General features: G+C 70.7%; 20 protein-coding genes. 9 read left to right on the forward strand and 11 right to left on the reverse strand.

Annotated elements, in window-relative coordinates:
• The first annotated feature begins 38 nt into the window (after window positions 1–38).
• Window positions 39–1,520, forward strand: coding sequence for a glutamate--cysteine ligase (locus H7A72_RS07735; protein ID WP_084451896.1), 1,482 nt, complete (start codon window positions 39–41; stop codon window positions 1,518–1,520).
• 82 nt (window positions 1,521–1,602) lie between these two features.
• On the opposite strand, the gene H7A72_RS07740 is transcribed toward H7A72_RS07735, so the two are convergent.
• Window positions 1,603–2,214, reverse strand: a complete 612-nt coding sequence (locus tag H7A72_RS07740; protein ID WP_185222175.1) for a histidine phosphatase family protein — start codon at window positions 2,212–2,214, stop codon at window positions 1,603–1,605.
• A gap of 85 nt (window positions 2,215–2,299) precedes the next feature.
• On the opposite strand from H7A72_RS07740, the gene H7A72_RS07745 reads away from it, so the two are divergent.
• Window positions 2,300–2,755 (forward strand): OsmC family protein, encoded by a 456-nt coding sequence (locus tag H7A72_RS07745; RefSeq protein ID WP_084451898.1) that lies wholly within the window; start codon window positions 2,300–2,302, stop codon window positions 2,753–2,755.
• A 6-nt stretch (window positions 2,756–2,761) separates the two neighbouring features.
• On the forward strand, window positions 2,762–3,808 hold the full coding sequence (locus tag H7A72_RS07750) for an ArsO family NAD(P)H-dependent flavin-containing monooxygenase (RefSeq protein WP_185222176.1): 1,047 nt from the start codon (window positions 2,762–2,764) through the stop codon (window positions 3,806–3,808).
• On the opposite strand, the gene H7A72_RS07755 is transcribed toward H7A72_RS07750, so the two are convergent.
• Window positions 3,809–4,363: a YceI family protein gene (locus tag H7A72_RS07755; protein ID WP_084451900.1), complete on the reverse strand. Its 555-nt coding sequence runs from the start codon at window positions 4,361–4,363 to the stop codon at window positions 3,809–3,811.
• 139 nt (window positions 4,364–4,502) lie between these two features.
• On the opposite strand from H7A72_RS07755, the gene H7A72_RS07760 reads away from it, so the two are divergent.
• Entirely contained in the window at window positions 4,503–5,123 is a 621-nt protein-coding gene (locus tag H7A72_RS07760; RefSeq protein ID WP_185222177.1) for an L-threonylcarbamoyladenylate synthase, read from the forward strand.
• 131 nt (window positions 5,124–5,254) lie between these two features.
• The gene (locus H7A72_RS07765) at window positions 5,255–5,575 is read left to right on the forward strand and encodes a DUF4190 domain-containing protein (RefSeq protein WP_185222178.1); all 321 of its coding nucleotides are present in this window, start codon (window positions 5,255–5,257) and stop codon (window positions 5,573–5,575) included.
• A 100-nt stretch (window positions 5,576–5,675) separates the two neighbouring features.
• On the opposite strand, the gene H7A72_RS07770 is transcribed toward H7A72_RS07765, so the two are convergent.
• Window positions 5,676–6,803 (reverse strand): methyltransferase domain-containing protein, encoded by a 1,128-nt coding sequence (locus tag H7A72_RS07770; RefSeq protein ID WP_185222331.1) that lies wholly within the window; start codon window positions 6,801–6,803, stop codon window positions 5,676–5,678.
• Between the two features lie 114 nt (window positions 6,804–6,917).
• Here H7A72_RS07770 and H7A72_RS07775 point away from each other — a divergent pair, with 114 nt between their 5' ends.
• Complete coding sequence (locus tag H7A72_RS07775; protein WP_185222179.1) at window positions 6,918–8,213, forward strand: mechanosensitive ion channel; 1,296 nt, start codon at window positions 6,918–6,920, stop codon at window positions 8,211–8,213.
• A 100-nt stretch (window positions 8,214–8,313) separates the two neighbouring features.
• Here H7A72_RS07775 and H7A72_RS07780 read toward each other — a convergent pair whose 3' ends face one another.
• Window positions 8,314–9,942: an AMP-binding protein gene (locus H7A72_RS07780; protein WP_185222180.1), complete on the reverse strand. Its 1,629-nt coding sequence runs from the start codon at window positions 9,940–9,942 to the stop codon at window positions 8,314–8,316.
• A 75-nt stretch (window positions 9,943–10,017) separates the two neighbouring features.
• Here H7A72_RS07780 and H7A72_RS07785 point away from each other — a divergent pair, with 75 nt between their 5' ends.
• The gene (locus H7A72_RS07785; protein WP_370543568.1) at window positions 10,018–10,500 is read left to right on the forward strand and encodes an N-acetyltransferase family protein; all 483 of its coding nucleotides are present in this window, start codon (window positions 10,018–10,020) and stop codon (window positions 10,498–10,500) included.
• Window positions 10,501–10,574: 74 nt separating this feature from the next.
• On the opposite strand, the gene H7A72_RS07790 is transcribed toward H7A72_RS07785, so the two are convergent.
• From H7A72_RS07790 to H7A72_RS07810, 5 genes are all read right to left on the reverse strand, one after another.
• Complete coding sequence (locus H7A72_RS07790; RefSeq protein ID WP_143445585.1) at window positions 10,575–11,777, reverse strand: MFS transporter; 1,203 nt, start codon at window positions 11,775–11,777, stop codon at window positions 10,575–10,577.
• A 35-nt stretch (window positions 11,778–11,812) separates the two neighbouring features.
• Window positions 11,813–12,262 carry a MarR family winged helix-turn-helix transcriptional regulator gene (locus H7A72_RS07795; protein ID WP_084451914.1) on the reverse strand — a complete coding sequence of 150 codons (450 nt, stop codon included), beginning with the start codon at window positions 12,260–12,262 and terminating at the stop codon, window positions 11,813–11,815.
• 102 nt (window positions 12,263–12,364) lie between these two features.
• The gene (betT, locus tag H7A72_RS07800) at window positions 12,365–14,380 is read right to left on the reverse strand and encodes a choline BCCT transporter BetT (RefSeq protein WP_185222181.1); all 2,016 of its coding nucleotides are present in this window, start codon (window positions 14,378–14,380) and stop codon (window positions 12,365–12,367) included.
• The gene (gene betA, locus H7A72_RS07805) at window positions 14,377–16,137 is read right to left on the reverse strand and encodes a choline dehydrogenase (protein WP_185222182.1); all 1,761 of its coding nucleotides are present in this window, start codon (window positions 16,135–16,137) and stop codon (window positions 14,377–14,379) included. The genes betT and betA overlap by 4 nt, the downstream gene beginning before the upstream one ends.
• Window positions 16,134–17,642, reverse strand: a complete 1,509-nt coding sequence (locus H7A72_RS07810; protein ID WP_185222183.1) for an aldehyde dehydrogenase family protein — start codon at window positions 17,640–17,642, stop codon at window positions 16,134–16,136. Before H7A72_RS07810 ends, betA begins: the two co-directional genes overlap by 4 nt.
• Window positions 17,643–17,733: 91 nt before the next feature.
• Here H7A72_RS07810 and H7A72_RS07815 point away from each other — a divergent pair, with 91 nt between their 5' ends.
• On the forward strand, window positions 17,734–18,321 hold the full coding sequence (locus H7A72_RS07815) for a TetR/AcrR family transcriptional regulator (RefSeq protein ID WP_185222184.1): 588 nt from the start codon (window positions 17,734–17,736) through the stop codon (window positions 18,319–18,321).
• An 80-nt stretch (window positions 18,322–18,401) separates the two neighbouring features.
• Here H7A72_RS07815 and H7A72_RS07820 read toward each other — a convergent pair whose 3' ends face one another.
• Window positions 18,402–19,139 (reverse strand): class I SAM-dependent methyltransferase, encoded by a 738-nt coding sequence (locus H7A72_RS07820; protein ID WP_185222185.1) that lies wholly within the window; start codon window positions 19,137–19,139, stop codon window positions 18,402–18,404.
• 112 nt (window positions 19,140–19,251) lie between these two features.
• Here H7A72_RS07820 and H7A72_RS07825 point away from each other — a divergent pair, with 112 nt between their 5' ends.
• Window positions 19,252–21,612, forward strand: a complete 2,361-nt coding sequence (locus H7A72_RS07825; RefSeq protein WP_185222186.1) for an excinuclease ABC subunit UvrA — start codon at window positions 19,252–19,254, stop codon at window positions 21,610–21,612.
• Between the two features lie 249 nt (window positions 21,613–21,861).
• Here the strand turns inward: H7A72_RS07825 and H7A72_RS07830 are convergent, their stop codons facing one another.
• Window positions 21,862–22,779: an SDR family oxidoreductase gene (locus H7A72_RS07830; RefSeq protein WP_223277852.1), complete on the reverse strand. Its 918-nt coding sequence runs from the start codon at window positions 22,777–22,779 to the stop codon at window positions 21,862–21,864.
• Window positions 22,780–22,806: the final 27 nt, after the last annotated feature.

Here is a 22,806-nt window from a genome sequence, read left to right on the forward strand (position 1 = left end):
GTAGATTCAGCACCAGCCGACACCGGGAGGGGCACCCCATGGGCAAGGAAGTCGCCGCGCAGAGCTACTCGCGCGAGGAGCGTCAGCGCTACCGGGAGAAGGTCCAGCAGAACCTCGACGTCTTCGAGCGGATGCTCAACGAGCGCGCCTTCGACGAGGAGGTGCCGCTCACCGGGCTGGAGATCGAGCTCAACCTCATCGACGACGGGCAGCAGCCGGCCTTCGTCAACAACGAGGTGCTCGAGGCGATCGCCGACCCCGAGTACCAGACCGAGCTCGCGCAGTTCAACATCGAGCTCAACGTCGCGCCGCGGCCGCTGCCGGGTGACTCGGCCCTGCGGCTCGAGGAGAGCCTGCGCGAGTCGCTCAACCGCGCCGAGTCCAAGGCCGAGGAGGCCGGGGCGCGGATCATCGCCATCGGGATCCTGCCGACGATCCGGCCCGAGCACTTCCAGGGCGAGTGGATCAGCGACAACAACCGCTACACGGCGCTCAACGACTCGATCTTCGTCGCCCGTGGTGAGGACATCGTCCTCGACATCGAGGGACCCACGGGGGAGCGGCTGCACACCTTCGCCGACTCGATCGCCCCGGAGTCGGCGTGCACCTCGGTCCAGCTGCACCTGCAGGTCGGTCCGACGCAGTTCGCCGACCACTGGAATGCTGCGCAGATCATCTCGGCGCCGCAGCTGGCGCTCGCCGCCAACTCGCCCTTCTTCTTCGGACGGCGGCTGCACGCCGAGACCCGGGTCGCGCTCTTTGCCCAGGCGACCGACACCCGGCCGATCGAGCTGAAGAACCAGGGCGTGCGTCCGCGCGTCTTCTTCGGCGAGCGGTGGATCACCTCGATCTTCGACCTCTTCGAAGAAAACGTGCGTTACTTCCCTGCGCTGCTCGCCGAGGCGACGGAGGAGGACCCGGTCGCCGTGCTCGACGCCGGGGGCACCCCCGAGCTCGGCGAGCTCAACCTGCACAACGGCACCGTCTACCGGTGGAACCGCCCGATCTACGACCCCGGCAAGGGGCACCCGCACGTCCGGGTCGAGAACCGGGTCCTGCCCGCCGGCCCGACGATCATCGACACCCTGGCCAATGCCGCCTTCTACTACGGCTGCGTGCGCACGCTGGCCAACGAGGACCGGCCCATCTGGACGCGCATGTCCTTCCCGGCCGCGGAGGCCAACTTCGAGACGGCGGCCCGCGACGGCATCAACGCCCGGCTCTACTGGCCCGGTCTCGGCGAGCTCGGAGCCGACGAGCTCGTCCTGCGCCACCTGCTGCCGATGGCCCGACGCGGCCTGGAGGACTGGGGTGTGGCCGAGAGCGTCATCACCCGCTACCTGTCGGTCATCGAGGGGCGCTGCACCTCCGGCGTCAACGGCGCCGTGTGGCAGAGCGAGTGCGTGCGGCGACTCGAGGAGGGCGGGCTGGACCGGGCTGCCGCCCTGGCCGAGATGACCGGGCTCTACACCGAGCACATGCACACCAACGCCCCGGTGCACACCTGGCCCCTGCCCTAGCCCCTGTGGCTGCATTGCCCTACGGCAATGCAGCCACCGCAGGCCGGGACTCTGCATTGCCGTAGGGCAATGCGGCAGGTCGTCAGCAGTTCCAGCTGATGATGCAGGGGTCCTCGCGGTGGTGGCCGAGCACGGCCAGCCGGGAGGCGTCGAGCGTCAGCTGGGCCGCGAGCCTGGGAGAGGTGCGCAGCCACACGGTCGCCAGGATCCGCGAGGTGTGACCGTGGCCGACGAGCACGACGTCGCCCTCGTGCAGGTGCGCTCGCACTCGGGCCAGCACCCGAGAGGCCCGGGCCGCGACCTCCTCGACGGTCTCGCCCGGCGTGACCCCCGGGAGCACTCCGTCGCGGAAGACGTCCCAGTCGGTGCCGAGCTCATCGCGGATCTGCGCCGTCGAGCGACCTTCGTAGGCCCCGTAGTCCCACTCGCGCAGGTCCGTGTCGACCGAGGCCCCGAGACCGGCGAGGGTTGCGGTGTCACGCGCTCGCCGCAGGTCGGAGGTGAGGGTCAGGACCGGTCGGATGCCGCGCTCCTCGAGCCGAGCGGCAGCCTGGGTGGCGCGGGCCCGGCCCTCGTCGGTCAGGGGCAGGTCGGTGCTGCCCGTGTGCCGTCCGTCGCGGCTCCACTCGGTCTCGCCGTGCCGCAGCAGCACGAGTCGACCGGCGGGCGGGGACGCGGGGGTGGGGGAGGCCATGCGGCCCAGACTAGTGACGGCCCGGTCTGTCAGGATGGCCCACGGGCCGTGAGCGGCGGCCGCACCGACCACTTGGAGGCTGACCATGACGAGCGATGAGCCCACGGGCGGGACGGGCCCCGGCCACCGCAGTGTCGAGCTGACCCGAATCGGGTTGGGGCGCTACGAGATCCGCAATGCTCGTGGCGGCACGATCACCATCGGCGACGGCTCCTCCGACGACTTCACGCCCGTGGAGCTGCTCCTCGCCGCGCTCGCCGGGTGCAGCTCCGTCGACGTCGACCACATCACCTCACGCCGCGCCGAGCCCGAGTCCTTCCACGTCGTCGCCGAGGGCGAAAAGGTCTCCACCCCCGAGGACGGCAACCACATGAGCGACCTGGCCGTCACCTTCCGACTGGGCTTCCCCGAGGGCGAAGGGGGAGACCGCGCCCGGTCGGCCTTCCCGCGCTCGGTGGCCCAGTCACGCGACCGGCTGTGCACCGTCTCGCGGACGGTGCAGATCGGGGTCCCCGTGGAGATGACGGCCGAGGACGCCTGAGGTCGTATGCCCCGACAGGTCGACGTCGCCGTCCTCGGTGGTGGTCAGGCGGGTCTGGCGACCTCCTACCACTTGCGCCGCGTCGGCATCGACCACGTCGTGCTCGATGATCGCGCCCATCCGGGTGGAGCCTGGGCCTCGACGTGGCCGTCCCTGCGCCTCTTCTCGCCGTCGGCCTACTCCTCCCTTCCCGGCTGGCCCATGCCACCGCACCCCGACACCTTCCCGCCCGTGCAGCACGTGCGGGCGTACCTGCGTGACTACGAGGCGCGCTACGAACTGCCCGTGGAGCGACCGGTGCGTGTCGACGACGTACGGAGCACCGCCGACCGGCTCCTCGTCGAGACCGACCACGGCGAGGTCGCGGCGCGCTACGTCGTGAGTGCCACGGGGACGTGGGCGGCCCCCTTCGTCCCCATGGTCGAGGGGGCCCACACCTTTGCCGGGCGCCAGCTGCACAGCGCGCAGTACCGCGGTCCCGAGGACTTCGCGGGGCAGCGCGTCGCCGTGGTCGGTGGCAGCAACTCCGGGGTGCAGATCACCGCCGACCTCGTCGAGACCGCCGACCGGGTCTCGCTCGTCACGGCACGGCGGCTGCGCTTCCTGCCCGACGACGTCGACGGTCGCCACCTCTTCGACGAGGCGAGCGCCCGGCTGCGCGACCCGCACGCCGCGGAGGCGGCCTTCGTCGGCAACATCGTCGTCCTGCCCCAGGTGCGCCGCGCCCGGGAGCGGGGAGCGCTGCGCGTGCGGGCGATGTTCGACCGGATGGTCCCTGAGGGAGCCGTCATCGGGCGCGACCGGATCGAGGTCGACACGGTGATCTGGTGCACCGGCTTCCGGCCCGCACTGCGCCACCTGCGCTCGCTGCGGCTGCGCACTTCCGCCGGCATCCCGGAGGTCAGCGGCAACCGCTCCGTGCGCGACGGGCGGGTCTGCTTCGTCGGCTATGGCGACTGGACCGGACCGGCGTCGGCAACCCTCATCGGGGTCGGACGCACGGCCAAGGCACTCGCGGCCGAGCTCGCCACGGAGCTCGGCGCGCGAGGGTGACTACTGGTCCTGCTTGACCAGGGAGATCTCGAACTCGAGGTCGATCTTCTCGGAGACGAGCACGCCGCCCTTGTCGAGCGGCATGTTCCACTCCAGCCCGTAGTCGCGGCGGTTGACCCGGCGCGAGCCCTCGAAGCCGGCACGGACGGCGCCGAAGGCGTCGACCATGACGCCACCGAGCTCGAGGGGGATGGTGATCTGCTTGGTGACGTCGCGGATCGTCAGGTCGCCGCTCACGATGTAGGCGCGCTCGCGGATCTCCTCGATGTTGGTGCTGACGAAGGTGATGTCGGGGAAGCGCTCGACGTCGAAGAAGTCGGGGCTGCGCAGGTGGTCGTCGCGCTGGCCGTTGCGGGTGTCGACGCTCGCGGCCTTGAGGGTGACCTTGGCGGTCGAGCCGTCGAGGTCGTCGACGTCGACGCGCACGTCGCCGGTCACGTCGTTGAAGGAGCCGCGGACCGTGGAGATCATCGCGTGGCGGGCCGAGAAGCCGATGCGGCTGTGGCCGGGGTCGATGGTCCAGTGACCGTTGAGGTCGAGCTCGTTGTCCGTCATGTGCTCCCCTGGGACGAAGGAAAAGTCGTTGAAGAATGCAGCAACGACCTGTGGCTCGTCCAGTCTCGCAGCAGACGCCCCGGATCCGGGCGAGTCGGGGCCCTCGCGTGGCGTGGTTCGTCACGCCTACGGTGGACCCATGGCCACCTTCGTCGAAGTCCACCCCGACAACCCCCAGCCCCGCACCGTCGGCAAGGTCGTCGAGCGACTGCGTGAGGGCGCGCTCGTCGCCTTCCCCACGGACTCCGGCTATGCCCTCGGCGGCCGCCTCGACGACCAGGCGATCAAGGACCGGATCGGCGAGATCCGCCGCCTCGACGACAAGCACCACTACACGCTGCTGTGCGCCGACTTCGCCCAGCTGGGGCAGCTCGTGCACGTCGACAACGCGATCTTCCGCGCGGTCAAGGCGGCCACGCCCGGGCCCTACACCTTCATCCTGCCGGCGACCAAGGAGGTGCCCCGCCGACTGCTCCACGCGAAGAAGAAGACCGTCGGCGTGCGCATCCCCGACCACCCGCTCTCGCAGGCGCTGCTCGCCGGGCTGGGCGACCCGATGCTCATCTCGACCCTCCTGCTGCCGGGGGAGTCGCGGACCCCGACCTTCGGCTGGGACGTCAAGGAGGAGCTCGACCACCAGGTCGACATCGTCATCGACGCGGGCGAGGTGAGCACCGAGCCGACGACGGTCGTCGACCTGTCGTCGGGCGCTGCCGAGATCGCCCGCTACGGGGCGGGGGACGCCACCCCCTTCGAGTGACGAAGGGGGCGACCACCCGTCAGGAGCCGAGGACCTCGGCCCGGGCGGCGACGCAGGCGCGCACGTCGTCCTCGCTGTGGGGAGTGCTCCCCGTGGCCGACGCGGCGCGGCGCGCTTACGGTGGGGTCACCATGACGCAGCCACCCCCGCAGATGCCGCCGCCCTACCCCTTCCAGCCCGTGCGCCAGCACGGCACGGCGACCGCCGCCCTGGTCCTCGGGATCCTGGGCATCGTCGTCGTGCCCGGTCTGGGGATCGTCGCCTGGATCCTCGGCCACATGGCCCTCAAGGAGATCGACGCCAACCCGCAGGCGGGCTGGTCCAACCGCGACCACGCCAACATCGGCAAGATCCTCGGCATCGTCGGCACGGCCCTCTTCGCGATGATCTTCCTCTGCTTCGGGGTGTACTTCGTCGGGCTCTTCGCCATCATCGCCGGCTCAGGAGCCTGACCCACGGCGCGCAGCCCTGTTGCCGGCCGGTCCCTTGGTGCTCGAGGAAGTCTTCGCCGACCTCGGGACGGAGCGGCCCGGGTCGTCCGGACCGACGGGATCAGCGCCGCTCCAGCAGCACGATGACCTCGTGGTGCCGGGTCTGGGGAAACATGTCGAACAGCCGCGCCTCGACCACCCGGTGACCCGGGAGCGCGGCGAGATCGTGCGCCAGGCTGCGGGCGTTGCAGCTGGAGTAGACCACGTGCCGTGGTGCGGCGGCCTCGATCGCGGCGCACAGCTGGGGGCCGATCCCGCGACGGGGCGGGTTGACGACGACGAGCTCGTGGTCGACCTCCGCCAGCACCCGGGCGTCGCCGACCCGGAAGTCGGCGGCGACGCCGAGCTCGGTCGCCGAGCGGCGGGCGCTCGCGACCGCGTCGGGCGCCACCTCGACCCCCTCGACACGGCGTGCGTCCGCCCCCTTCGCCATCGCGGCGTTGAGGGCGAAGCCGCCGACCCCGCAGTAGAGGTCGAGGACGCTGCGTGGCGCGATCTCGTCGACCCACGCCCGGGCCTGGCGGTACAGCCCGGCGGCGACCACGGTGTTGGTCTGGAAGAAGCTGCGCGGCCGCAGGTGGAAGACGATGTCGTCCAACCGCATCGGCAGGGTCTCCTTCTCGGTGAGGACGATCTCCTGCTCGCCCTCGAGCACCGCCTTGTGCTCCGGCTGGAGGTTGACCGAGACGACCCGCAGGCCCGGTGCCGCCGCGCGCAGCGCCTCCAGACCTCGCCGGATCCGGCCGATCTGCCCGGGTGAGCGCAGCACAAAGCGCGCCATGAGCTCGCCGTCGGGCGAGCCGGTCACGATGAGGTGCTTCAGCTCGCCCTGGCGACCCGGCACGTCGAAGGGGGTCAGGCCCAGCTCGGCGACGGCGGGCACGAGCCGGTCCAGTGCAGCCGCGAGGTGCGGCTCGTAGAGCCCGCACTCGGGCAGGGAGACGCCCCGCTGGGCGGCATCGAGGATGCCGAAGGTCGGTGCGTCGCGGGTCCCGGCGACGACGAGCTTCGCCTTGTTGCGGAAGGCCGACTCCGGCCCGACGAAGGGGGCCCGCCACACGTCCGGGGGGACGGCGTCCGTGAGGAGCTCGCGCATCTCGCGCTCGAGGTCGACGACCTGCCGCTCGTAAGGGAGGCCCATGAGGGTGCACGAGCGGCACTCACCGGCCTCGTGGTGTGAGCAGCGCATGGGGTTCACCTAACCATCCGGCATCGTCAGGTCTCTCATCCGGCACCGACGGCGGATGGTTAGTACGGTCGAAGGGCAATACACCTGAATGTCTCGACAAACTGGGAGGACATCATGGATTCCGGCTTCTTCGACGGGGTCGATTGGCCAGGGCTGCTCGGCAAGGCGCTGGCCGCCGTGGCGATCCTCGTCATCACATGGCTCGTCGCGATGATCGTCAAGTCGCTCTTCACCAAGCTCTCCAGCAAGATCCCGGCGCTGCAGCGGGCGGGTGCCGACGGCGCCTCCGTCGGCACGACCCTCGGCTCCATCGGGTCGCTCGTCGTGTGGATGCTCGGCCTCGTCGCCATCCTGCAGGTCCTCGGTCTGAGCCAGGTGCTCACGCCGATCCAGGGCATGGCCGACGGGGTCCTGGGTTTCCTGCCCAACCTCATAGGTGCCGGCGTCGTCTTCTTCGTCGGTGCGTTGCTGGCCAAGGTCGTGCGTCAGCTGGTGCAGACCGCGCTCTCCGCGCTGCCCTTCGACCGCTGGCTGAAGAAGGCCGGTTCGACGACGAGCTCGCTCCCCGGCGCGCCGCAGGTCTCGCCGGCCGGCCCGCCGCCCCCGCCGCCGGGGCAGCCGGCTCCGCCGCAGCAGCAGACCCAGCAGTTCCAGCAGTCCGGTGGGCAGGGGCCCGCGGCGTCGATCCCGCGCACCCTGGCCACGGTCGTCTACGCGCTGATCATGATCGTCGTGACCATCGCCTCGCTGCAGATCCTGGGTATCGAGTCGATCTCCCGTCCGGCCGAGCAGATGCTCCAGTCGATCTTCGACGCCGTCCCCGTGATCATCGCCGCCGGCATCATGCTGGCCCTGGGCATCTTCATCGCCCGCTTCGCCGGTGACATCGTCGAGCAGGTCCTCGACGGCGTCGGCCTCGACCGCCAGATCGCCGAGCTCGACGTCCTGCCGGCCGAGACCAAGGTCGCGCCGGTCGTCGCCAAGATCGTCCAGATCGCGATCGTGCTCTTCTTCGCGGTCATGGCGGCCCAGCTGCTCGACTTCCCGCAGATCACGACCTTCCTCAGCGAGGTCCTCGGCCTCGGCGGCAAGGTGATCTTCGGGGCGGCGATCATCGCGGCCGGTCTCTTCATCGCCAACCTCCTGGCGAAGCTGCTCACCGGCGTCGGCGCGACGATCGTCAAGTACGCGACGATCGTGCTCTTCGTCGCAATGGGCCTGAAGTACATGGGCATCGCCGACTCGATCATCGAGCTCGGCTTCGGTGCGCTCGTCGTCGGTGGCGCCGCGGCCGCGGCCCTGGCCTTCGGCCTCGGTGGTCGCGACGCGGCGGCCCGCACGCTCGACAAGCTCTCGGCCAAGGCCGAGGCGCAGTCGGGACCCACCTCGTCGGGTGACCAGCAGGCCTGATCTCCCGACCCATGACGAAGGCGGTGCCCTGAGGAGGCGCGCCAGCGCCGTCTCGAAGGGGTGGTACCCCGGTGACCGGGGTGCCACCCTTCGTCGTCGGTCAGTCCTGCAGGAGATGGCGCGCCTGCTCGCGCATCTCGACCTTGCGCACCTTGCCGGTCACGGTCATGGGGAAGGCATCGGTGACGTGCACGTAGCGCGGGATCTTGTAGTGCGCGAGCTTGCCGGTGGCGAACTCGCGCACCTCGTCGACCGTGAGGGACTCGGCGCCCTCCCTGAGCACGACCCAGGCCATGAGCTCCTCGCCGTAGCGCTCGTCGGGCACGCCGATGACCTGCACGTCGGCGATGGAAGGGTGCGTGTAGAGGAACTCCTCGACCTCGCGGGGGTAGACGTTCTCGCCGCCGCGGATGACGAGGTCCTTGATCCGCCCGACGATCTCGACGTAGCCGTGCTCGTCCATCGTCGCGAGGTCGCCGGTGTGCATCCACCGGGCGGCGTCGATGGCTTCGGCGGTCTTGTCCGGCTGCTCCCAGTAGCCGAGCATGACGCTGTAGCCGCGGGTGCACAGCTCGCCGGTCTCGCCGCGCGGGAGGGTCACGCCGGTCACCGGGTCAACCACCTTGGACTCGATGTGCGGCATGGACCGACCCACCGTCTCGGTGCGGCGGGCCAGGTCGTCGTCGACGCGGGTCATCGTCGAGACCGGGGAGGTCTCGGTCATGCCGTAGCTGATCGCCACCTCGGCCATGTTCATCTCGGCCACGACCCGCTTCATCACCTCGACGGGGCAGGTCGACCCGGCCATGATCCCGGTGCGCAGGCTCGACAGGTCGTAGTCGGCGAAGTCCGCGAGCCCGAGCTCGGCGATGAACATCGTGGGGACGCCGTAGAGGGAGGTGCACCGCTCATCGATGACGGCCTGGAGCGTGGCCGCCGGCTCGAAGGACGGCGCGGGGATGACCATGCAGGCGCCGTGCGAAGTCGCCGCGAGGTTGCCCATGACCATGCCGAAGCAGTGGTAGAAGGGCACCGGGATGCAGATCCGGTCGGCCTCGGTGTAGCGGATCAGCTCGCCGACGAAGTAGCCGTTGTTGAGGATGTTGTGGTGGCTGAGCGTCGCGCCCTTGGGGAAGCCGGTCGTGCCCGAGGTGTACTGGATGTTGATCGGGTCGTCGGGGGTGAGGGTCGCGCCACGCTCGGTGATGGCCTCGTCGGGGACCTCGGCCCCGCTGGCCACGAGCTCCTCCCACGACGGGTCGCCGATGTAGACCACGTCGCGCAGGTCGGGCAGCTCGCCGCGCACCTCCTCGACCATGGCGCGGTAGTCGGAGGTCTTGTGCTGCTGGGCGCTCACGAGCATCCGCAGGCCGGACTGCCGCGCCACGTAGGTCAGCTCGTGGGCCCGGTAGGCAGGGTTGATGTTGACGAGGATCGCGCCGACGCGCGCCGTGGCGTACTGGAGCAGTGTCCACTCGGCGCAGTTGGGCGCCCAGATCCCGATCCGGTCGCCGGCGGAGACGCCCTGCGCCAGCAGGCCCTTGGCGAGGGCGTCGACGTCGGCGAGCAGCTTCCGGTAGGTCCAGCGCCGCTCGCTCGGGACGTCCACGAGGGCCTCGCGGTCACCGTGCCGCGCCACGGTCCTGGCGAGGTTGTCGCCGATCGTGTCCCCGAGCAGGGGCGTGTCCGAGGTGCCGGACGAGTACGAAGGGAGTGCGGGCTGGGTCATGCGTCGAACCTCCTGCGGTCGCGTCGTTGCGATACCGGAGCAGCCTGCCACGACCGGGCCTGCGATGCTGTCGACGTGACGAGCCACGACCTGACCATCCGACCCGCGACCGACGACGACTGGGAGCAGATCTTCCCCTTCTGGTCGCGCATCGTGGCCGAGGGCAGGACCTACGCCTACCCGCTCGACCTGTCGTCGGACGAGGCGCGCGGCCTGTGGATGGAGCCGGCCCCCGGCCGCACGGTCGTCGCAGAGGTCGGTGGCCGTGTGACCGGCTCGGCCAAGATGGGCCCCAACCGCCCGGGTCGCGGGTCGCACATCGCGACCGGGTCCTTCATGGTCGACCCGGATGTCGGCGTCAGGGGCGTGGGCCGGGCGCTCGGCGAGCACGTCATCGGGTGGTCCCGCGACGAGGGCTACTCCGGGATCCAGTTCAACGCCGTCGTGGAGACCAATGAGCGCGCGGTGGGGCTGTGGCGCTCCCTGGGCTTCGACGTCATCGGTACCGTGCCGGGGCCTTCGACCACCCGGAGCACGGTCCCGTCGGACTGCACGTGATGTTCCTCGACCTGCGGTAGGACGCCCTCCCCGGTCCCTGAGGAGGTCGCGCAGCGACCGTCTCGAAGGGCCCCTCAGTCGGCGCCGCCGACGAGCACCGCCTCGCCCTCGGCGTCGCTGTGCGTGGCCGGGGCCTCCTCGCCCCGCAGGAAGCGCGAGCCGTAGGTGAAGATCGCGACGCCCACGAGCACGGCGACGGTGCCCATCCAGAAGGGGGCGCTGAGGCTGACCTCCTCGCCCAGCCGGCCGGCCGCCCACGGGGCCACGGCACCTCCGGAGAAGCGGACGAAGGAGTAGGCCGACGAGGCGACCGGGCGCTCGACCGGCGCCGAGCCCATGACGGCCTCGGTGATGAGGGTGTTGTTGACCCCGAGGAAGGCGCCGGCGAGGACGACCCCGACGACGAGCGCGGCCCTGGAGTCGTTGAGGAGCGCCATCATCGCCAGGTCGAGGGCGAAGAGCGTCAGGGCCCCGGTGATGGAGGGGATCGTGCCGAAGCGCCGCTGGAGCCACGGGGCGGTCTTGACCGACGTGATCGCGAGCAGCAGCCCCCAGCCGAAGAAGACCCAGCCGACCTGCGAGGCGCTCATGTCGAGCGGGAAGGGGGTGAAGGCCAGCAGGGTGAAGAAGCCCATGTTGTAGAAGAGCGCGGTGAGCGCCACGGTGAGCAGGCCCGGGTGGCGCAGGGCCTTGAGTGGTGCCGCGAGCGAGGTCTTGGCGCCGGACGGGGGAGTGGCCGGCAGGAGGACGGACGTGACGACCACGGCGACGACCATGAGGACCGCGACGCCGAAGAAGGGCGCCCGCCACGAGATCGAGCCGAGCTGGCCGCCGACGATCGGGCCGACGGCGATGCCCAGGCCGAGCGCGGCCTCGAAGAAGATCACCGCCTGGCCGACGCTGCCGGCCGAGGCGACGACGATCGTCGACAGCGCGGTCGCGACGAAGAGCGCATTGCCCAGACCCCAGCCGGCACGGAAGCCGACGATGGCGCCGATGCTGTCGGACATGCCGGCGAGCGCGGAGAAGACGATGATGAGCGCCAGCCCGGTGATGAGGGTGCGCTTGGCGCCGATGCGCGAGGAGATGAAGCCGGCGACGAGCATCGCGACGCCCATGATCGCCATGTAGCTCGTGAAGAGCAGCGAGGTCTCGCTGGGCGATGCGCCCAGCTCGTCGGCGATCGGCTTGAGGATCGGGTCGACGAGGCCGATGCCCATGAACGCGATGACGCACGCGAAGGCGACGGCCCACACGGCGCGTGGCTGCCGCCACATCGACGGGGTGGCCTCGGCGGGTGCTGCTGGGGTTGTCACTGCTGACCTTCCTGCTGGGACGAGCTGGCCTCCATGACCTCGCGCAGCACCGTGACGGCGGTCGCGAGGTCCTCGGGGGTCAGGGTGGGGTGCTCCCGGATGACCCGGGAGACGGTGGCGGCGCTGCGCTCGCGGACGACGGCGAGCGCGCGGCGTCCGGGGGCGGTGAGGGTGACCCTCGTGGCGCGGGCATCGGCCGGGTCGGGCTCCTTGGTCACCCAGCCCCGCTCGACGAGTGTCGCGACGGCTCCGGACATCGTCGGCTGCGAGGTGCGGTCGAGCTCAGCCAGTCGTCCGATGCCGGTGGGCCCGTGCTCGTCGACGAGCGAGAGCACCCGGATCCCGGCGGGCGGGGTGTGGTGGATGTGCTGGCGGGAGGCGCGGACGAGACGGGCGGCGTAGGTGACGAGGTCGCTCGCGGTCTGGTCGATGGAGTCGTCGGGCACGTCCCGTCACGTTACATAGGGAGCCTATGTAACGCAATCGGGCAGACGAGAGGGCCGCGACACCGGGTGGTGTCGCGGCCCTCTCGTGGCGAGCGGGTCCGTCTAGACCTGGTCGGCGAGGACCCCCGCGGCGGACCAACGCTCGAGGTGGTCGAGCACGTCGTGGCAGACCTCCTCGCGGTCGTAGGCGAAGACGTCGTAGCCACCACCGGTCGGCAGGGCGACTTCGAGACGCGCCGTGCGGTCGTCGGCCTCGATCATCCGGGCGCCGAAGCTGGGCGCCGCCACCTGGCGCACCTGCACGGACCAGACGAAGGGAGCGGCCCCCTCGCCGACGACGAGCCGGGCGGACCCCGGCCGGTCGGGGCCACCGTCGTGCACCTCGACGGTGGCGGTCCTCCCTTCGTCGGTCATCGCGTCGGCGACCTCCTGCAGGGCCGGGACGACGACGCTCGCCAGGCGCTGGTTGGCGCGCTTGAGGCTCACGGTGCCGAAGGTGTTGGCGACCCGGCGACGCCACGACCCCTGGTGCGCCCCCTCGCGACCGACGAGGTGCGAGGCGAGCGAGAGGCGGGCGGCCGTCGTCTGGGTGCGCTCGGCCTCGAGCGCCCGGTGCAGGCCGATCATCACCAGGACCATGACGATCGCGAAGGGCAGTCCCATGACGATCGTCGCGTACTGCAGCGCCACGATGCCGCCGACGACGAGCATGGCGATCGTCAGCACGCCAGTGGTACCGGCCCACAGGATCCGCAGCCACGGGCGGGCGTCGGTCTCGCTGTCCGGCAGCTCCGAACTGAGGTTGGCCATGACGAGGGCGCCGGAGTCGGCGGAGGTGACGTAGAAGAGCAGCCCGACGAAGGTCGACAGACCGACGAGGAAGAGCGCCCCGGGGTACTGCTGGAGGAGGGCGTAGAAGCCCTGCTCCGGCTGGTTCACCGCCATCTCGCCGAAGGCCGCGTCGCCGTCGGCGATCTGCTTGACCGCGCTGTTGCCGAAGATCGAGACCCACATGACGATGTAGCTGAAGGGGATCGTCAGCGTGCCGAGCATGAACTGCCCGATCGTGCGGCCCTTGGAGATGCGCGCGAGGAACATCCCGACGAAGGAGGCCCAGGCGATCCACCAGGCCCAGAAGAAGAGGGTCCACAGCGACATCCACTCGGTCGGGTGGTCGTAGGCCATCGTGTCCAGGGTCATCCCGGGGAACATCGAGACGAAGTCGCCGACGTTCATCGTGATGGCGCGCAGCAGGAAGGCGGTCTCGCCGGTGACGAGGATCCACAGCGCGAGCAGGATCGCGAGCAGGACGTTGAGCTGGCTGAGCAGCCGGATGCCGCGGTCGACGCCGGTGGTCGCCGACACGGTCGCGGTGACGACGGCGAGGCCGACGAGACCGATCTGGGCGGGGATGCCCTGCGGCACGTCGAACATCACGCCGAGGCCGACGTTGAGCATGACGACGCCGATGCCGAGCGAGGTCGCGACGCCGAAGATCGTCCCGAGCACGGTCGCGATGTCGACGGCGTCGCCGATGGGTCCGCGCACCCGCTTGCCGACGAGGGGGTAGAGCGCAGAGCGCACGGCGAGGGGCCGCTTCTTGCGGTGGGCGAAGTAGCCCAGCGCCACACCCATGAGCGCGTACATGCCCCAGCCGGTGATGCCGTAGTGGAAGAGCGTCCACACCGTGGCCTCGCGGGCCGCGTCGACGGTCTCGCCCTGACCCTGCGGGGGAGCGAGGTACTGGCTCGCGGGCTCGGCCACGGCGAAGAACATCACGTCGGTGCCGATGCCGGCCGCGAAGAGCATCGAGGCCCACGCGAAGGTCGAGTACTCGGGACGGTCGTCGTCGTCGCCCAGTCGGATCCGGCGGTAGCGCATGCCGACGTAGACGACGAAGACGAGGATCGCGGTGGCCAGCAGGATGTAGAACCAGCCGAACCAGTTGGAGATCCATCCCACGACGCTGCCGAGGGTGGCCTCGGCGTTGCTCGGGGCGATGAGGGCCCAGGCGGCGACGACGACCGTCGCGACGACGGAGACGACGAGGACCGACTTCTTGGCTTGGGGTTGCGTCACCCGGTCCCGTGTCAGCTCGGGGTCGATGACCGTGCTCATCGGGCCTCCCCCTTCGGCTGGGCATCACGCACTGCCGCCAGGGCGCTGGGGATCTCGGTGCGCGCATCCCAGGCGTCGTTGCGCGGGTCGCCCTGCGGGTAGAGGGGCATGCCCTGCTTGGCGCGGTAGACCGGCGGGTGCTCCGCCGCGAGTGGCGTGTTGCCGGCGATGAGGTCGGCCGCCTTTTCCGCGACCATCATCACGGGGGCGTAGATGTTGCCGTTGGTGATGGTCGGGAAGACGGAGGCGTCGACGACGCGCAGCCCCTGCGTCCCGTGAACCCGCATCGAGCCGGGGTCGACGACCGCCATCTCGTCGGTGCCCATCTTGGCCGAGCACGACGGGTGCAGCGCCGTCTCGGCGTCCTTGGCGACCCAGTCGATGATCTCCTGGTCGGTCTGCACGTCGGGCCCGGGCGAGATCTCGCCACCGTCGAAGGGGGCGAAGGCCGGCTGCGAGAGGATGTGCCGCGCGGCGCGCACGACCTCGACCCACTCGCGGCGGTCACGCTCGGTCGACAGGTAGTTGAAGAGGATGGCCGGCTTGGTCCGCGGGTCGGCGTTCTTGATGTGGACGTGGCCGCGCACGTCGGAGTTCATCGGCCCGATGTGCACCTGGTAGCCGTGCTTGCCCTCGGCAGCCGTGCCGTCGTAGCGCACGGCGATCGGCAGGAAGTGGAACATGAGGTTGGGGTAGGCGACCTCGTCGTTGGTGCGGATGAAGCCGCCGCCCTCGAAGTGGTTGGAGGCGCCGACGCCGCGGTTGAGGAAGAGCCACTCGGCGCCGATGTAGGGCGCCTTCCACTTCTTCAGCCACGGCGAGATGGACACCGGCTGCAAGCTCGTGTGCTGCAGGTAGACCTCGAGGTGGTCCTGCAGGTTCTCGCCGACGCCGGGCAGCTCGACGCGGGTCTGCACACCCGCGGCGCCGAGCACGTCGGGGTTGCCGACACCGGAGAGCTGGAGCAGCTGCGGTGAGTTGAAGGCGCCACCGCACAGGATGACCTCGCCGGCGTCGACCGAGTGCCGGCTGCGGCCGCCGCGCACGAAGTCCACGCCGGTGACGCGGGTGCCCTGCCAGCGCAACCCGGTGACCATGGCCAGCGTCGTGACGTCGAGGTTCTTGCGATCACGGACCGGCCGCAGGTAGGAGCGTGACGCCGACATCCGGCTGCCCTTGTAGACATTGCGGTCGAAGGGGGCGAAGCCCTCCTGGCGGTAGCCGTTGACGTCGTCGGTCCGGGCGAAGCCGGCCTGGGTCGTCGCCTCGAAGAAGGCCTGGAAGAGGGGCGAGTCCGCCGGGCCGCGCTCGAGCTTGAGCGGGCCGGCTCCGCCGCGCCACGCGTCGGCGCCGGCGATCGTCGTCTCCATGCGCTTGAAGTAGGGCAGGCAGTGGGCGTAGTCCCACGCCTCCATCCCGTCGAAGGAGGCCCAGGTGTCGAAGTCACCGGGGTTGCCGCGCTGGAAGATCATGCCGTTGATGCTCGAGCTGCCGCCGAGCACCTTGCCGCGGGCGTGCGGGACCCGGCGGCCGCCCATGTGCGGCTCGGGCTCGGTCTCGTAGGCCCAGTCGTAGAGCGGGTTGCCCGAGGGGAACATCAGCGCGGCGGGCATGTGGATCAGCGGGTCGGCGAGGAAGTCTGCGCGGCCGGCCTCGAGGACGAGGACGCTCGTCCCCTCGTCGGCGCTCAGGCGGTTGGCGAGGGCGGATCCGGCGGACCCACCTCCGACGATGACGTAGTCGTAGCGATCTCTCATGCGTCCTCTCCCTCGGTCGTGGCGTCGTCGAACCACCCGGCGCGCGCCGGGCGGGTGTTGTGCCAGATGTGCTTGGTCTCCTGGTACTCGTGCAGGCCGGCCAGGCCGAGCTCGCGCCCGATGCCGGACTGCTTCATGCCGCCCCACTCCGCCGCTGGGACGTAGGGGTGGAAGTCGTTGATCCAGATGGTCCCGTGGCGCAGTCGGCGGGCGACGCGCTCGGCGCGCCCGGCGTCCTGGGTCCACACCGCGCCGGCCAGGCCGTAGATCGTGTCGTTGGCGATCGCGACCGCGGCGTCCTCCGCCGCCTGGCGGGTCTCGCCGGAGAAGGTCTCGACGGTGAGGACCGGCCCGAAGGACTCGTCCTGGACGCACGTCATCTCGCTCGTGCAGCCGTCGAGGATCGTCGGCGGGTAGTAGCTGCCACCCGCGAGGTCGCCACCGGGGCGCTCGCCGCCGCAGCGCAGAACCGCGCCCTCGGCCAGACCCGCGGCGACGTAGGCCTCGACCTTGTCCCGGTGGGCGTCGCTGATGAGCGGGCCGGTCTCGGCGCGCTCGTCGAAGGGGCCGCCGAGGCGGATCGCCTGAGCGCGGCGGACGAGTTCGTCGACGACCTCGTCGTGCACCGACTCCTCGACGACAAGGCGCGAGCCCGCGGAGCAGACCTGGCCGGAGTCGAGGAAGATCGCGGTGAGCGCGTTGTCGATCGCGGCGTCGAGGTCGGCGTCGGCGAAGATGACGTTGGGGTTCTTGCCGCCGAGCTCGAGGGCGATCTTCTTCACCGTCGGGGCGGCCGCGGCCATGATCGTGCGGCCGGTGTGCAGGCCGCCGGTGAAGGAGACGAGGTCGACCTCGGGGGCCTCGGTCATCGCGGCGCCCACGGTGGCGCCGGGCCCGAGCACGAGGTTGGCGACGCCGTCGGGCAGACCGAGCTCGGCGAGGGTGCGCACGAGCCAGATCGAGGTCTGGGGCGTCAGCTCGCTCGGCTTGAGGACGAAGGTGTTGCCCGCGGCCAGAGCCGGAGCGACCTTCCACGCCGTCTGCAGCAGCGGGAAGTTCCACGGGGTGATGAGGGAGCAGACACCGACGGGCTCGCTCACGACCCTTGAGGAGACGTCGGGCATGCCGGGGTCGACGACCCGGCCGGCCTCGGCCTGGGCCAGGCCGGCGAAGTGCCGGAAGACCGCGACGATGTCCTGCATGTCGATCCGGGTCTCGACCATGCGCTTGCCGGTGTCGAGGGCCTCGAGGCGGGCGACCTCCTCGAGCTCGCTCTCGAGTCGGTCGGCGAGGCGGTGCAGGAGGGCGGCGCGCTCGGGCGCCGGCGTGCTCGGCCAAGGGCCGGAGTCAAAGGCCTCCCGGGCGGCGCGGACGGCCTCGAGGGCGTCGGCGGCACCCCCTTCGTCGACCGTCGCGACGACGGATCCGTCGGCGGGGCAGGTGATCTCACGGGTCTCTCCGGACGCGGCGGTCCGCCAGTGCCCGTTGATGTGCAAGGTCGTCATCGGTGGCTCCCTGTCGGTGGCGTGGGTCGGCACCGACCGTAACGTACGTTTCAGTTCCATGTGAAACGCGCGTTACGTTTAGGCTGGCGGCATGGCCACCACGGAGCGCCGTCGTCCGGCGCGGGAGCGGCTGCTCACCGCAGCCGACGAGTTGATGTTCGTCGAGGGCGTCGTGCTGACGCCCGTCGACGTCATCCTGCGTCGCGCCGGTGCCTCTCCCGCCACGCTCTACGCCAACTTCGGCAACAAGGACGGGCTCATCGCCGCGGCCCTCGAGCGTCGGCTGGGGGAGTGGACCGAGGTCTGGGACGCCGCGGTCGCCGCCGCCGAGACGCCGACCGACCGGCTGCTCGCGATCTTCCCGGCGCTGCGGACCTACCAGCGCGAACGCCTCGACGAGCGGTGGTGCGCCTTCAGTGGGACGGCCGCCGCGACGGGTAACCCGGCGCCGGCGGTGGCCGAGATGCTCACGGCCGAGGACACCCTCCTCCACGAGCGGATCGAGTCGCTCGCCGCCCAGGTGGTGCCGGGGGAGCGCGGGGTGCGGCTGGCCGACGAGGTCGTCGTCGCCTACCTCGGGGCCATCACCGGCATGCTCCGCGGCGACCAGGAGCGGGCCATCGCCGCCGGCGAGCGCACCGCCGCCCACCTCGTCGAGGTCGCCCTCGCCGAGGTCTGACGCTCAGGAGTGGGGGTCGTTGCTCCCGTGTGCGGCACGAGGGGTCCAGCGAGGACGGCCCGGACATGCTGCCCACCTCATCATGGGCGGCGCCACACGCTGACATGGGACTCGCTGTCGGGGCCGAAGGGGGTCCCGCTCCAGTCCTCGTGGCGGCTCTCGAGCTCGAGCCCAGCGAGGCGGGCCATGAGGTCGAGCTCGCTGGGCCAGACGTAGCGGTAGTTGTGGGTGCCCCGGCGGTAGCCGCCGTCGGGCCGCTGGGTCAGGTGGTGCGAGGTTGCCTGCTGGGTCACCGGGTCGAAGGTGTCGAACCCGACGTGGCCGTCGGACACGTCGAAGGGGACCGCCACCTGGCCCGGGACGAGCCGACGCAGGGGAGGGACGCCGACCTCCACGACGAACCGGCCTCCGGGGGAGAGGTGACGTGCGGCGTTGCGGAAGCACTCGACCTGCTCGTCCTGCGTCCGCAGGTTGCCGATGGTGTTGAAGACGAGGAAGACCAGGGTGAACTCCCCGTCGGCGCGCACCGTCGCCATGTCACCGACGACCACCGGCAGGTCCTCCGCAGAGACCTTCGTCCGCAGCACGTCGACCATCGGGGCGGACAGCTCGATCCCGGTGACCGGGACCCCCTTCGCCAGCAGCGGGACCGCGACACGACCGGTGCCGATCGCGAGCTCGAGCACGGGCCCTCCACCCGCGAGTGCGGCGAGCGCGTCCACCACGGGATCCAGCACCGCCGGCGCGGACATGCCGGTACCCGCCGGGTCGTCGTAGCGCTGCGCCTGCTCGGCGGTCCACACGTCGCTGCTCGTCATCGCACCAGCACAGCAGGGTGAGGTCGCGGGCCGCCACCGGATTTCGACGACGTCGTCGGGCGATCTGGTTGGATCACAGGTGGCCCACCCACCCCCTTCGTCTGGAGCTCGCATGCCGCACGCCGCCGACCGCCACGACCTCATCCGGGTGCAGGGAGCGAGGGAGAACAACCTCAAGGACGTGAGCGTCGACCTGCCCAAGCGGCGCCTGACGGTCTTCACCGGCGTCTCGGGCTCCGGCAAGAGCTCGCTCGTCTTCGGGACGATCGCCTCCGAGTCGCGACGGCTCATCGACGAGACCTACAGCGCCTTCCTCCAGGGCTTCATGCCCTCGTTGGCGCGGCCCGACGTCGACCACCTCGAGGGGCTGACGACGGCGATCATCGTCGACCAGGAGCGCATGGGGGCCAACCCGCGCTCGACCGTCGGCACGGCGACCGACGCCAACGCCATGCTGCGCATCCTCTACTCGCGCCTCGGCCAGCCCCACGTCGGCCCGCCGACGGCCTTCTCCTTCAACGTCCCCACGCGCAAGGCGAGCGGGTCGATGACGACGGACAAGGGCACCCGCACCGAGCGCAAGACGGTCAAGCAGCAGGTGTACCTCGGCGGCATGTGCCCGCGCTGCGAGGGCATGGGCCAGGTGAGCGACATCGACCTCACCGCCCTCTACGACGACACCAAGACGCTCGAGGACGGCGCGCTGACCGTCCCCGGCTACTCGATGGACGGCTGGTACGGCCGACTCTTCGCCGGCATGGGCCTGCCGATGGACAAGCCCATCAAGGACTTCACCAAGAAGCAGCTCGAGACGATGCTGTGGAGCGAGCCGACGAAGATCAAGGTCGAGGGCGTCAACCTCACCTTCGAGGGGATCATCCCCAAGATCCAGAAGTCGATGCTCTCCAAGGATCCGGAGGCGATGCAGCCGCACGTGCGCCGCTTCGTCGAGCGGGCGGTGACCTTCCAGACCTGCCCCGAGTGCGAGGGCACCCGCCTGACGCCGGAGGCGCGTGCGTCGAAGATCAACGGCAAGAGCATCGCCGACCTGTGCTCGATGCAGATCAACGACCTGGCGGCCTGGGTGCGTGAGCTCGACGAGCCCGGCTTCGAGCCGCTGCTCGCCGGCCTGCAGCACCTGCTCGACTCCTTCACCGAGATCGGTCTGGGCTACCTCTCCCTCGACCGTCCCGCCGGCACCCTGTCCGGGGGAGAGGCGCAGCGGGCGAAGATGATCCGTCACCTCGGGTCCTCGCTCACCGACGTCACCTATGTCTTCGACGAGCCGACGATCGGGCTCCACCCGCACGACATCGACCGGATGAACGATCTGCTCCTGCGCCTGCGCGACAAGGGCAACACCGTGCTCGTCGTCGAGCACAAGCCGGAGACGATCGCCATCGCCGACCATGCCGTCGACCTCGGCCCCATGGCGGGGTCGAAGGGGGGAGAGATCGTCTTCGAGGGGAGCGTCGAGGAGCTGCGGGCCAGCGACACCCTCACCGGGCGCCACCTCGACCACCGGGTCTCGCTCAAGGACGAGGTCCGCTCCGCCACAGGGGCGCTCGCGATCCGGGGTGCCAGCACGCACAACCTTCGGGACGTCGACGTCGACATCCCGACCGGGGTCCTCGTCGCGGTGACGGGCGTCGCCGGGTCGGGCAAGAGCTCGCTGATCCACTCCGGTCTCGACCACCGCGACGAGGTCGTCGTCGACCAGTCGGCGATCAAGGGCTCGCGGCGGAGCAACCCCGCGACCTACACCGGGCTGCTCGAGCCGGTGCGCAAGGCCTTCGCCAAGGCCAACGGCGTCAAGCCGGCGCTTTTCAGCTCCAACTCCGAGGGCGCCTGCCCGACGTGCAACGGCGCAGGCGTGATCTTCACCGAGCTCGGGGTCATGGCCACGGTCGAGTCACCGTGCGAGGACTGCGAGGGGCGCCGCTTCCAGGAGGCGGTGCTCGAGTACGAGCTCGCCGGCAAGAACATCGCCGACGTCCTCGAGATGTCGATGAGCGAGGCGGAGGCCTTCTTCGCCAAGGAGGGCCCGGCCGCCCTGCCGGCCGCGCACAAGATCCTCACCCGTCTCGTCGACGTGGGTCTGGGCTATCTCACCCTCGGCCAGCCGCTCACGGCGCTGTCCGGCGGCGAACGTCAGCGCCTCAAGCTCGCCGTGCACATGGGGGACAAGGGCGAGGTCTACGTCCTCGACGAGCCGACGACCGGCCTCCACCTCGCCGACGTCGACAACCTGCTCGCCCTGCTCGACCGCCTCGTCGACTCCGGCAAGTCGGTCATCGTCATCGAGCACCACCAGGCCGTCATGGCGCACGCCGACTGGATCATCGACCTCGGGCCCGGTGCCGGTCACGACGGTGGCCGGGTCGTCTTCGAGGGCACGCCTGCGGATCTCGTGGCGAAGGGGGAGACCCTCACCGCAACGCACCTTGCGGCCTACGTGGGTCACGAGAGTTAGGACCGCCTCATCTTCAGCGCCGGCCGGTGGCGCTGGGAGCGAGGAGGTGAGGCACGACGTCCAACTACGAGCAGATCGAGCAGATCGAGCCTGACCTCATCCTCAACGTCCGCGCGGCGCGCGACGACAAGGTCTTCGACCGCCTGTCGAAGATCGCCCTGGCCGTCGAGGAGGTCACCCCCGACCTCGCCAAGGCAGCCGCCAAGGCGAAGTGATCGGGCGTCACGCTCCGCCCCGACACCGACGGGCTCAGCGCCGGCCGAGCCGCCGGCGGCCCTGCTGCTGCTTGCGCAGCCGACGCTGGGTCCGCTCGCCCTGCCGGACGACGAAGGGGGTCAGGGCCAGCCCGAGCGCCGGGAAGAGGTCGCCGAACCGGACCACGGCCCCTCGCCACCCGGGTAGGGCGGTGACGAGCCGCGGCTCGTCGAGGACCTTGCCCACCGCGGTCACCACCTCGTGGGGCTGGAGGAGCTTGCCGGAGAAGGAGAGCGCGGCACCGGGGTCGTCGAGCCGGTCGTGGAGCATCGGGGTCCAGATGCCGTCGGGGCAGATGCACGAGATGTGCACGTCCTTGACCTTCGCTGCGCGCAGGTCGGCCATGGTGCTCAGGCTGAACCCCATGACCGCGTGCTTCGAGGCGGCGTAGACCCCCTCGCCGGGCACCGCGGTCAGGCCGGCGAGCGAGGCGATGTTGATGACCTGTCCGCCACCGCTGGCCCGCATCGACTCGATGGCGGCCAGGGTGCCGTTCATCGTCCCGATCGCGTTGACCTCGAGCATCAGACGGCGCTGCCGTGCGTCGTGCTCCCACGCGGGCCCGGTGAAGAGCACGCCGGCATTGTTGACCCAAACGTCCAGGCGACCGGCGATGGCGATGATCCGGTCGCGCGCGCCCCGCACGGCCGCGTCGTCACGCACGTCGAGGGCGAGGGCCGTGGCCCGCTCGCCGAGCTCGCTCGCTGCCTGCTGCGCTGCAGTGTCGTCGACGTCGGTGACGAGCACGTGGTGGCCGCGCTCGACGAGCATGGTGGCGATCTGGCGGCCGAGACCGCGCCCGGCCCCGGTGACCACCGCCCCGGCCGGCCAGCGGTGGCCCGTGGCGGGGGCGGTGTCGACGGGCGGGGTGTCGCTCGCGCGGGGGCTCTTGCGGTGGTTGGCAGGGGTCACAGCGGCAGTCTCCCGCACCGGGGGCCA

The organism is Janibacter sp. YB324 (assembly GCF_014217915.1).
Lineage (GTDB): Bacteria > Actinomycetota > Actinomycetes > Actinomycetales > Dermatophilaceae > Janibacter > Janibacter indicus.

Coding starts and splice junctions, on each gene's coding strand:
- H7A72_RS07825 (WP_185222186.1), top strand. CDS start 19,252: ATGCCGCACGCCGCCGACCGCCACGACCTCATCCGGGTGCAGGGAGCG.
- H7A72_RS07770 (WP_185222331.1), bottom strand. CDS start 6,803: ATGCGCTGCTCACACCACGAGGCCGGTGAGTGCCGCTCGTGCACCCTC.
- betA (WP_185222182.1), bottom strand. CDS start 16,137: ATGAGAGATCGCTACGACTACGTCATCGTCGGAGGTGGGTCCGCCGGA.
- H7A72_RS07735 (WP_084451896.1), top strand. CDS start 39: ATGGGCAAGGAAGTCGCCGCGCAGAGCTACTCGCGCGAGGAGCGTCAG.
- H7A72_RS07765 (WP_185222178.1), top strand. CDS start 5,255: ATGACGCAGCCACCCCCGCAGATGCCGCCGCCCTACCCCTTCCAGCCC.
- H7A72_RS07755 (WP_084451900.1), bottom strand. CDS start 4,363: ATGACGGACAACGAGCTCGACCTCAACGGTCACTGGACCATCGACCCC.
- H7A72_RS07750 (WP_185222176.1), top strand. CDS start 2,762: ATGCCCCGACAGGTCGACGTCGCCGTCCTCGGTGGTGGTCAGGCGGGT.
- H7A72_RS07745 (WP_084451898.1), top strand. CDS start 2,300: ATGACGAGCGATGAGCCCACGGGCGGGACGGGCCCCGGCCACCGCAGT.
- H7A72_RS07810 (WP_185222183.1), bottom strand. CDS start 17,642: ATGACGACCTTGCACATCAACGGGCACTGGCGGACCGCCGCGTCCGGA.
- H7A72_RS07815 (WP_185222184.1), top strand. CDS start 17,734: ATGGCCACCACGGAGCGCCGTCGTCCGGCGCGGGAGCGGCTGCTCACC.
- betT (WP_185222181.1), bottom strand. CDS start 14,380: ATGAGCACGGTCATCGACCCCGAGCTGACACGGGACCGGGTGACGCAA.
- H7A72_RS07820 (WP_185222185.1), bottom strand. CDS start 19,139: ATGACGAGCAGCGACGTGTGGACCGCCGAGCAGGCGCAGCGCTACGAC.
- H7A72_RS07775 (WP_185222179.1), top strand. CDS start 6,918: ATGGATTCCGGCTTCTTCGACGGGGTCGATTGGCCAGGGCTGCTCGGC.
- H7A72_RS07780 (WP_185222180.1), bottom strand. CDS start 9,942: ATGACCCAGCCCGCACTCCCTTCGTACTCGTCCGGCACCTCGGACACG.
- H7A72_RS07740 (WP_185222175.1), bottom strand. CDS start 2,214: ATGGCCTCCCCCACCCCCGCGTCCCCGCCCGCCGGTCGACTCGTGCTG.
- H7A72_RS07790 (WP_143445585.1), bottom strand. CDS start 11,777: ATGTGGCGGCAGCCACGCGCCGTGTGGGCCGTCGCCTTCGCGTGCGTC.
- H7A72_RS07760 (WP_185222177.1), top strand. CDS start 4,503: ATGGCCACCTTCGTCGAAGTCCACCCCGACAACCCCCAGCCCCGCACC.